General features: G+C 39.7%; 10 protein-coding genes. 5 read left to right on the top strand and 5 right to left on the bottom strand.

Annotation, left to right across the window (positions count from 1 at the left end; translation table 11 throughout):
• On the top strand, positions 1 to 435 hold the full coding sequence (locus R8N23_RS14955) for a helix-turn-helix domain-containing protein (RefSeq protein WP_318169924.1): 435 nt from the start codon (positions 1 to 3) through the stop codon (positions 433 to 435).
• Between the two features lie 23 nt (positions 436 to 458).
• Complete coding sequence (locus R8N23_RS14950; RefSeq protein ID WP_318169925.1) at positions 459 to 1,301, top strand: IS3 family transposase; 843 nt, start codon at positions 459 to 461, stop codon at positions 1,299 to 1,301.
• Positions 1,302 to 1,358: 57 nt separating this feature from the next.
• Here R8N23_RS14950 and R8N23_RS14945 read toward each other — a convergent pair whose 3' ends face one another.
• Positions 1,359 to 2,060: a LytTR family DNA-binding domain-containing protein gene (locus R8N23_RS14945; RefSeq protein WP_318172416.1), complete on the bottom strand. Its 702-nt coding sequence runs from the start codon at positions 2,058 to 2,060 to the stop codon at positions 1,359 to 1,361.
• 35 nt (positions 2,061 to 2,095) lie between these two features.
• Positions 2,096 to 2,683, bottom strand: coding sequence for a riboflavin synthase (locus R8N23_RS14940; protein ID WP_318172415.1), 588 nt, complete (start codon positions 2,681 to 2,683; stop codon positions 2,096 to 2,098).
• 131 nt (positions 2,684 to 2,814) lie between these two features.
• On the opposite strand from R8N23_RS14940, the gene R8N23_RS14935 reads away from it, so the two are divergent.
• The 3 genes from R8N23_RS14935 to R8N23_RS14925 are packed head-to-tail and all read left to right on the top strand — an operon-like array spanning position 2,815 to position 4,485.
• Positions 2,815 to 3,438, top strand: coding sequence for a protein-L-isoaspartate(D-aspartate) O-methyltransferase (locus R8N23_RS14935; protein ID WP_318172414.1), 624 nt, complete (start codon positions 2,815 to 2,817; stop codon positions 3,436 to 3,438).
• A 5-nt stretch (positions 3,439 to 3,443) separates the two neighbouring features.
• Complete coding sequence (locus R8N23_RS14930; protein ID WP_318172413.1) at positions 3,444 to 3,968, top strand: acyl-CoA thioesterase; 525 nt, start codon at positions 3,444 to 3,446, stop codon at positions 3,966 to 3,968.
• Positions 3,961 to 4,485 (top strand): hypothetical protein, encoded by a 525-nt coding sequence (locus tag R8N23_RS14925; protein WP_318172412.1) that lies wholly within the window; start codon positions 3,961 to 3,963, stop codon positions 4,483 to 4,485. Before R8N23_RS14930 ends, R8N23_RS14925 begins: the two co-directional genes overlap by 8 nt.
• A 3-nt stretch (positions 4,486 to 4,488) precedes the next feature.
• Here the strand turns inward: R8N23_RS14925 and R8N23_RS14920 are convergent, their stop codons facing one another.
• The 3 genes from R8N23_RS14920 to alaS are packed head-to-tail and all read right to left on the bottom strand — an operon-like array spanning position 4,489 to position 9,741.
• Complete coding sequence (locus R8N23_RS14920) at positions 4,489 to 5,589, bottom strand: TlpA disulfide reductase family protein (protein ID WP_318172411.1); 1,101 nt, start codon at positions 5,587 to 5,589, stop codon at positions 4,489 to 4,491.
• Positions 5,590 to 5,645: 56 nt separating this feature from the next.
• Positions 5,646 to 7,097 carry an Asp-tRNA(Asn)/Glu-tRNA(Gln) amidotransferase subunit GatB gene (gene gatB, locus R8N23_RS14915; RefSeq protein WP_318172410.1) on the bottom strand — a complete coding sequence of 484 codons (1,452 nt, stop codon included), beginning with the start codon at positions 7,095 to 7,097 and terminating at the stop codon, positions 5,646 to 5,648.
• A gap of 7 nt (positions 7,098 to 7,104) precedes the next feature.
• On the bottom strand, positions 7,105 to 9,741 hold the full coding sequence (gene alaS / locus R8N23_RS14910; RefSeq protein WP_318172409.1) for an alanine--tRNA ligase: 2,637 nt from the start codon (positions 9,739 to 9,741) through the stop codon (positions 7,105 to 7,107).
• Positions 9,742 to 9,757: the final 16 nt, after the last annotated feature.

The following is a 9,757-nucleotide window of genomic DNA, read 5'->3' as shown; positions in this document are numbered from 1 at the left end:
ATGAACGAACTCACAGAGAACAAGTATGTTAAAAGAACACAGAAGGACTACAGCTACGCTTTTAAATTGTCAGTTGTGTCAGAAGTTGAAAGCGGAGAGTTAGGCATAAAAGCCGCCGCTCGCAAGTATGGTATTCAGTCACACTCTACAGTTACCAATTGGCTTCGAAAATTTGGTAACTTTGATTGGGTCAATAAATCAACACTTCGGATGCCAAAATCTAAAGACCAAAAACTATACGAACTTGAGCAGAAAGTACGGCTGTTGGAAAAGCAAAAAAAAGAGCTTGAACAGCAGGTTGAAAACGCAGATAAGAAAGCCATTTTCTTTGATATGATGATCGACATAGCCGAAGAAGAATTCAAACTCCCCATCAGAAAAAAGTCTTTACCCCAACAGTTGATCGATTCAAGGTTGAACAAAAAGAAGGGGTAACCCAGATCTGTAGACTGTTGGGGATGAATAGGCAAATCTATTACCGCTCTATCAGAAGAAGTAAACAAAAGCAAGAAATAGCCACCAAGGTAGTAGTTATGGTTGAAAAGGTGCGTATGAAAATGCCTCGTATAGGTACCAGAAAGTTGTATCATTTACTTTATGATGAACTTCAGCCGCTGGGAGTTGGAAGAGACAGGCTATTTGCTATTATGAAAGCAAATCATCTTCAGATCGTACCTAAGAGACAATATCATATCACTACTGACTCTCATCATCGATTTAGAAAACATAAAAACCTTATTGATGGGCTTTCCATACAAAGGCCTGAGCAAGTATGGGTATCGGATATCACCTACATTGGAACACGGAAAAATCCGATGTATTTATCGTTGGTCACAGACGCTTATTCAAAGCGGATCATGGGCTTTGATGTATCGAAAAGTCTGGATGCTTCAGGTGCAATATCAGCCCTTAATATGGCTATTGCCAATCGTATATATCCTGAGCGAAAGTTGATCCATCACTCAGACAGAGGATTGCAGTATTGTTGCGATGCCTATCAACAGGTGTTTAACAATCATAATATAAGGTGCAGCATGACCGAAAGCTATGACCCATATCAAAATGCCATAGCCGAAAGGGTGAATGGGATATTGAAACATGAATTTATCTTAGGGATCACCACATCAGATGTAGCACTAATGGACAAACTCATTGAGCAGAGTATTTATATCTACAACCATGATCGACCTCATTGGAGCTGTTGGATGAATACCCCGGCATTTATGCATCAGCAAGACAAGGTCAAGATTAGAAACTATAGAAACAAAAATAGCACCGAGCTAAAACCCGATGCTATCTAATATTTTATCCTAAAATCTGTAACGATTATTTAGGACTAGTCAAATGAAAGATATAATTTAAAGCATATTCAATCTTTCGAAAACCTTTTCACGGTAGGAAACTCCAACAGGAATATACTTTTCGTTGATCACCACATTCATATCTTCGAAGTACTCAATTTTATCATAATTGATAATGTATGATCGATGAACTCTTCCAAAAGTACTAGCTGGAAGTTTCTTTTCAATTCCTTTCATCGTGTGGTGAACAATATGTTTGCCTTTGATTGTATTGAATATGACATAATCTGCCATAGCCTCAATAAACAAAATATTGTCTAAGATGATTTTGTAAATTCTTGAATCTGATTTGACGTATAGTTCATGAAAACTCTCCGCTTTTTTGCGAAGGTTTTCAAGTGTTACATTCGCCTTGACCGCAGCTTTTAGAAAACGCCCGTAGCTAAATGGCTTCACTAAATAATCAGTGACATTCTTTTCAAAAGCTCTTACAGCGTATTTTTCTGCAGATGTAATCATGATCACCTGATAGTCCGCAGTCAATGATTCCATCAATTCGATACCCGACATTTCAGGCATCTCAATATCAAGAAATATAATGTCTACGTCAGGATTGTCTTTTTGAAGAAGGATGTTTGAAGCTTCAATTCCGTTGGACATTTCATGTGTCATTTCAAGGAAATCGGTCTTCTCTACATATTTTCGGATCATCAGCCTAGCTAGCTCATCATCATCCACCACCATGCAATTCAGCGCCATAGTCTAAGTAAGATTAATTTGTTTGATCTGTTAATTTACTTTTTATTTAAAAGTTTAGAAACATATTTCCCAATAATATCAAATTCGAGGTTGATGACGTCACCTGGCTGAAGTGTTTTAAAACTGGTATGTTCCATGGTATAAGGTATAATAGTCACCGAAAACTTGCCATCCTGAGAATTGAAGCAAGTTAAGCTAATGCCGTTGATGCAGATGGAACCTTTTTCAACGGTTACATTACCGAGATCGCTGTCATATTCAAAATCGAATAACCAACTTCCATCTCTTTCCTCTTTTTTTGTGCATTTTCCAATTTGATCCACGTGCCCTTGAACAATGTGTCCATCAAAACGCCCATTGGCGACCATGCATCGTTCTAAATTAACGATGTCACCAACTTCTAATTCTCCCAAATTAGTTTTGAGTAGCGTTTCCTCAACAGCTGTCACTTTGTGCCAATCATCTTTTAACGCTGTGACTGTCAGGCAAACTCCATTATGAGCAACACTTTGATCAATTTTGAGTTCATGACTGATGTTGCTTTTGATTGTAAAATCAACATTTGTTCCTGACTTTTCAATGGATTGAATAACTCCAACAGTTTCAATTATTCCTGTAAACATGTGATATAACGTCGTATTAGAATTTAATGTAAGATTAGCTAAAATATACGGCTCATGGAATGATCAATAATTAATTTATCTCCTATTTTTGATCGCTCATGGAATTGAAGGATAGCTATAAACATAAAGGGATGAGAAAGTCTCTCGTGCGGAAACTACGAGAGAAAGGAATAACCAATGAGCGAGTGCTTGATGCCATTGGTAAAATTCCAAGGCATTGGTTTTTCGATGAGATATTTGTTGAGCATGCTTATCAGGACAAAGCTTTCCCTATAGCTGAAGGACAGACGATTTCACAACCTTATACTGTAGCGTTTCAAACAGATTTACTAGAAGTTTCCCCTGGGAAAAAGGTACTTGAAATTGGAACTGGATCTGGTTATCAAGCTTGCGTACTTGTTGAGAATGGAGTTGACCTTGTGACTATAGAATACAAGGAGAAGCTATCCAGGCTCGCGCAGAAGATGCTTAAATTTATGGGATACTCACCCAGGTTTATAATTGGTGATGGTTCACTAGGATATGATAAATTTGCACCTTACGACGGAATAATTGTGACAGCTGGTGCACCAACGGTACCACAAGCTTTAGTTGATCAGTTGAAACCTGGCGGGCATTTGGTAATTCCAGTAGGAAATAGAAGTACACAAAAGATGTTACGTCTGACAAAACAATTGGACGGAAGAATCACAAAAGAAGAATACAGCAATTTTAGCTTTGTGCCTTTGTTGGGGGATGACGGCTGGAAAAAATAGAACTTATGAGTAGAAAGAAACAAAAGACACCTTCTGAGTCGATTGCCATAATGACTGAATTGGTATTGCCTAACGACACCAATACCTTGAATAATCTAATGGGAGGGAGACTGTTGCATTGGATGGATATCGCGGCGGCGATTGCAGCACAGAAGCATTCTAATCGAATTGTGGTAACGGCATCCGTAGATAATGTGTCTTTTTCTGCCCCGATCAGATTAGGCAATGTAATCACTTTGACAGCCAAAGTAACCCGCTCTTTCAACTCATCCATGGAAGTTTTTATTGATGTGTCAGCAGAAGATATTCCAGGCGGGAAGAAAGTTAGTAGCAATCAGGCTTTTTATACGTTTGTGGCTGTAGATCAAGGGGGAAGCCCAATAGACGTGCCAGAAGTGGTGCCGGAAACGGACGAAGAAACAGAAATGTTTGATGGAGCTTTAAGGCGTCGTCAGTTGCGTTTGGTTTTGGCTAAGAAAATGAAGCCGGAAGAGGCTACTGAACTCAAATCAATATTTATCAATGGGTAATTCAAATGAGTTTTTGAAGTTTTTGATCAATGAGGATATCTATTTGATTGATCAAAAAGAAGAGAGTAGTGCGATTGTTGAAGAAGTTACTGTGGTAGAAGATTCTGCTACAGTAGAAGAGGTTGCACCAGCAGTGGTGAGTGAACCTGAGGAGAAATTGGTCGTAATTGAAAAGCCAACAAATCAGATTCTCGTGATATTTGATAACCCAACGGCTAAAGAATTGCCGGCAGGCGATTTAGATTATCTTGGAAAAATTCTTGGCGCAATAGGTCAGTCTACTGATGAAGTCGACTTTCAAAATGTAGCAGCTACCACACCCAAAGCTGTGGGGTATGACTATGTAATTGCATTTACTCCTAATCATCAGCTTCCGGTGGCTGCGAGTACTCAGCAATACGTATCGACTAAACTCGGAGACGGTCAATTGATTGTAGCAGATGCCTTGAATAATATCTCAGTATCTACTGACCTTCGTAAAAAGCTTTGGGGTGTGCTTCAGCAGGTTTTTAAATAAACCCTATCCAAAAATTTCCTTCAATTTCGCTTCTAACTCAGGCCCTCTTAGGTTTTTAGCCACGATAGTTCCATCAGGGCCAATCAAATATGTCGCTGGAATTGAATTGATCTGATAGATCTGTGCCGCTTCCGATTCGAAGTATTTCAAGTCAGAAACTTGTGTCCATGTCAATTGATCTTCTGCAATGGCTTTTACCCAAGCTTGCTTAGTGCGATCCAAAGAAACCCCAAATACTTCAAAACCTTTGTCATGGTATGCATCGTACATTTTTACCACATTAGGATTCTCCATTCTGCAAGGTCTACACCAGGCCGCCCAAAAATCGATCATGACATACTTGCCTTTGAAGGAACTCAATGATATAATATCTCCATTAGGATTGGGTAAGGACAATTCTGGAGCAGGAGAGCCAATGGCTAGTTTTCTATAGGCTTCTACTTTCTCCACTAGCTCTTTCGTGTAGCTAGAATTAGGCAATTCATTTTGGTATTTCTGAGCCAGACTGTCAAGAAAAGCGAATTCATTTTCTTCATCAATGAATGAAGTGGAAAGAATGCCTGCGATCGAGCCATTCATTTGCATGATAGCCGTTTTTATTTTATTGTCATTAGCAGCTTTCATTTGCATAAAGCGACTCCTAATATCCTCGAGCAATGCCATGTCACCACTATTTCTGGCATTCATAAATTCTCCATTGAGTGCCTGTGATTGTTTTTCGAAGTCTTGTTTCAATGTAGTAAGCCCGTAGATATAGTCCATATCTTTTGAGCCTGTTACTTTATATCGGCCTCTTGGGTCATTTTCATCTTTCACTAACTGAATATCAGTTTGGTCGAGAATCATATTGGTGACATGTCGATTGTAAAAATTGAGTCTGTAAAAACCAGGTTCTGACACTTTAATGGTTCTGTTGTATGCGCCGCTTGGATCCAATTGAAATGAATCGACTACCGTCAACTCATTGTTCATGATCAATTCTATTTTGACTAACTGATCTTTGACAGGGTTTTCATATGTTCCTGATATGGATACTCCATCCTTCTTTGTGCAAGCAGTAGCTAAAACTGTAAGGGCTAATACAAAGCCTAAATTTTTTCTCATCATCATATTTTTACCGTTCTCAACAATTGGTGTCAACGAAATAATTCTCTTGTTGTTTATTTTTCTAATAGCTCAGCTATTAATTTGTTGGCCACTTTTGGATTGGCTTTACCGCCAGTCTTTTTCATAACTTCTCCCATAAACATTCCCAACAATCCCTTCTTGCCACTTTTATAGGCTTTCGCCTTGTCTGGCATACTGGCAATTACCGCTTCAATAGTTTTAACTAGCTCGTCCTGGTCATCGCTTTGCAGCAATTCCATTTGTTTAGCCATCTCCAAAGCAGATTTGTCTGGAGATTGAATTAAAGCTGGCAACAGACGAGTAGAAGCCATCGAGAAACTCACTTTGTCAGTCGCTACTAATTCAATGATCTCAGCAAGTAAAGTGGGTTTTACTACAAAATCCTGTATTTCTATATTCGAATCATTCAAGGCACTTTTGATTGGTCCGATCATCCAATTTGCAATACGTTTGTAGTGTTTGGTCAGCTTTGTTGTTTCATAGAAGTAGTCTGACAGTTCTTTCTGATCCGCTATGATTTCAGCGTCGTAAGCGCTCAATTCATAATTGTCCTGCAAGTCAGCCAATACTTCGTGTGGAAGTTTGGGCAAGGTGGCCTTTACTTGAGCTACCCATGATTCATTTACATGAATAGGAAGCAGATCAGGGCAGGGGAAGTAACGGTAGTCATTGGCTTCTTCTTTCGTACGTTGACCGGTGGTTGCTCCCGTGTCATCGTTGAATCCTCGCGTTTCTTGTAGTACTGTTTTTCCAGCATCCAATAGCGCAGACTGTCTTTCGATTTCGTGATTGATCGCCCGTTGCACGTTTCGAATGGAATTCATGTTTTTGATTTCCACTCTCTTACCGAGTTGATCAGAACCTTTGGGTTTTAAAGAGATATTAGCATCGCAACGCAACGAGCCTTGCTCCATATTGCCATCGCCTACATTGATGTAGCGAACGATCTTTCTGATCTCTGTGAGGAGATTCCCGGCTTCCTCTGCAGAACTGATCTCAGGTTCAGTCACCATTTCAATCAAAGGCGTACCAGCTCGATTATAGTCTAAAAGAGAACCTTCGTGTTCAGCATCATGAGAGGACTTACCAGCGTCTTCTTCGATGTGGATTCTATTGAAATTGACTCGTTTGATGCTATCACCACTTTTTACATCGATATACCCACCTCTGCAAATTGGGTGTTGGTCTTGCGTGGTTTGATAACCTTTCGGTAAATCTGGATAGAAATAATTCTTTCGGTCGAATGTGGTATATGAAGCAATGTCACAATTGATGGCCAATCCCATTTTGATCGCATGACTAATCACGGATTTGTTCGGCTTTGGTAAAGTACCTGGGTGCGCCAAAGTAATCGGACTTACATTGCTATTAGGACTATCGCCAAAACTGTTCTTGTCAGCAGCAAATAGCTTGCTTTCCGTATTCAATTGTACATGAATCTCCAGTCCTACAACCAGATCGTATTTTTCTAATATGTCTTTCAAAACCTAATTAATGATTCGTTTTTTCGTCTATGATTGCTTTGGCTTTAGTTACCACATTAGACAATCCACTGATGTCCTTGCCTCCAGCAGTTGCATAAAATGGCTGACCCCCACCGCCGCCTTTGATTTCTTTTGCTAGTTCCTTGATTAGGTTTCCAGCATGGAGATCTAGTGATTTCACCAAATCTTCAGAAATCATAATTGAAATTTGTGGTTTACCAGCGATATCCGCTGCCACTATCATTATCAGGTTATCTACTTCGTTTTTGAGCTCGAAGGACAGCTTTTTCAATCCCTCGGCATCAGGTAACTGTGCTTCTGAGATCAATACATTGTATCCATTGACAGATTGAATGGCCTTTTGCAAAATGCCTTTCTGTGCTCCTGCTTTTTCAGCATTGATCGTCTCTATGGTTTTGGTCAGCTCTTGCTTTTCTTTCACCAAAGCTTCAATCGCTTTCAATGTGTCTTTTGGATTATTTAGTAGCTCATTAACTTGAGCAACCAACTCATTTTGTTTGTTGTAATATTCTTCTGCTTTGTCCGCCGTAATGGCTTCTATTCTTCGTACGCCTGCAGCTACCGAGCCTTCTGATACGATTTTGAGCATACCAATAGTACCAGTCGCTGGCACATGTGTACCGCCACACAATTCTACAGAGTAGTCTTTGTCGAATGTAATGACTCGTACGAAATCACCATATTTTTCACCAAACAGTGCCATGGCGCCCATTTCTTGGGCTTCTCCGATAGGTACATTTCTTTTTTCGTCAAGCGAAATGTTTTCTCTGATTTTTTGATTGACGATTTGCTCTACTTTGGCAATCTCTTCATCAGTCATCTTAGAGAAGTGAGAAAAGTCAAATCGCAGTACTTTTTCATTCACCAAAGAGCCTTTTTGCTGTACATGTGTACCTAGCACCTGTCTCAGTGCTGCGTGGAGTAGGTGAGTGGCACTGTGATTGTTTTCCGTAAGCTTTCTTTTCTTACTATTCACTACAGCCTCAAATTCGGCCTCCAGATTTTCTGGCAATTCTGTAGAAAAGTGAACGATGAGGTTGTTCTCTTTTTTTGTATTGATGATGCTGATTTTTTTGTCTCCATCAGCAATATATCCGGTGTCGCCTATTTGTCCGCCACTCTCAGCATAGAAAGGTGTCTGGTCTAAAACTATTTTGAATAGTTTCTTTCCTTTTTCTTCAACAGCCTGATATTTTACAATCTTAGATTTTGAAGTCAAAGATTCATATCCTAAAAACTGAACCTCTTCAATAGGTTTCAATTCTATCCAATCACCAGCCGAAGTCTCAGCCGCTTTCTTAGATCGGTTTTTTTGAACCTCCATTTCTTTTTTGAAACCTTTTTCATCTACACTCAATTCATTTTCACGAGCGATGAGTGATGTCAGGTCAAATGGAAATCCGTAGGTGTCGTAAAGCTCAAATACTACCTTGCCATCAATGACCTTACTGTCTTTTTTCGCTTCATTAATGATAACGTCGAGTTTAGATAAGCCCTTGTCCAGTGTTCGTAAGAAAGAAGACTCTTCTTCCATGATTACTTTACCAATAAAGTCTTTCTGCGCGATAAGCTCGGGGAACACTCCATCAAATTGCTCTGCCAAAAGCGGAACTAGTGTGTGCAAGAAAGGCTCCTTGAAATTCAGGAAAGTATAACCATAACGTACAGCTCTTCTCAAAATCCTTCTTATCACATAGCCTGCTTTGTTATTGGATGGCAATTGTCCATCTGCTATGGCAAATGATATGGCACGCACATGATCAGATATTACACGTAGAGCGATGTCTGTTTTCTCATCATGACCATATTTCACTTGCGCTTTATCAGCTATGAAATTGATTAGAGGAGTGAAAACGTCCGTATCATAATTAGACTTCTTGTCTTGAATGGCCATAGCCAATCTTTCGAAGCCCATGCCAGTATCCACATGCTGAGCGGGAAGAGGTTTCAATGATCCATCAGCGAGCCTGTTGAATTGCATGAAAACCAAATTCCAGATTTCCACCACTTGTGGGTGATCCATGTTTACCAAATCTTTCCCTGGAATTTTTGCTACTTCTTCATCTGACCTAAGGTCGATATGAATTTCGGAGCAAGGGCCACATGGTCCTGTATCTCCCATTTCCCAAAAGTTGTCTTTTTTAGAACCGTTAATGATTCGGTCTTCTGGAATAATCGCTTTCCAGTAGTCGAAAGCTTCTTGATCCAACTCCAGTCCATCGGTTTTATCTCCACCAAAAACAGAAGCGTACATTCTATCTTCTGGAAGTTTAAACTCTTTAGTGAGCAACTCCCAAGCCCATTCGATAGCTTCTTTTTTGAAATAGTCTCCAAATGACCAGTTACCAAGCATTTCAAACATGGTATGGTGGTAGGTATCCATGCCTACTTCTTCGAGATCGTTATGCTTACCCGAAACTCTAAGGCATTTTTGCGTGTCTGCTATTCGATTAGAGGAAGGCTCAGAGTTACCTAGGAAGAAATCTTTGAATTGGTTCATCCCAGCATTAGTAAACATCAATGTAGGGTCGTTTTGTATCACCATAGGGGCTGAAGCCACTATTTCGTGCTGCTTTTTTTCAAAGAACTCTAAAAACCGTTTTCTTATTTCTTTCGATTCCATCTAATCTATTGATATT

The sequence above is a fragment of the Reichenbachiella sp. genome (assembly GCF_033344935.1).
Taxonomy (GTDB): Bacteria; Bacteroidota; Bacteroidia; order Cytophagales; family Cyclobacteriaceae; genus Reichenbachiella.
The sequence above is the reverse complement of the archived record's forward strand: the minus strand, read 5'-3'. Positions and strand labels throughout refer to the sequence as shown.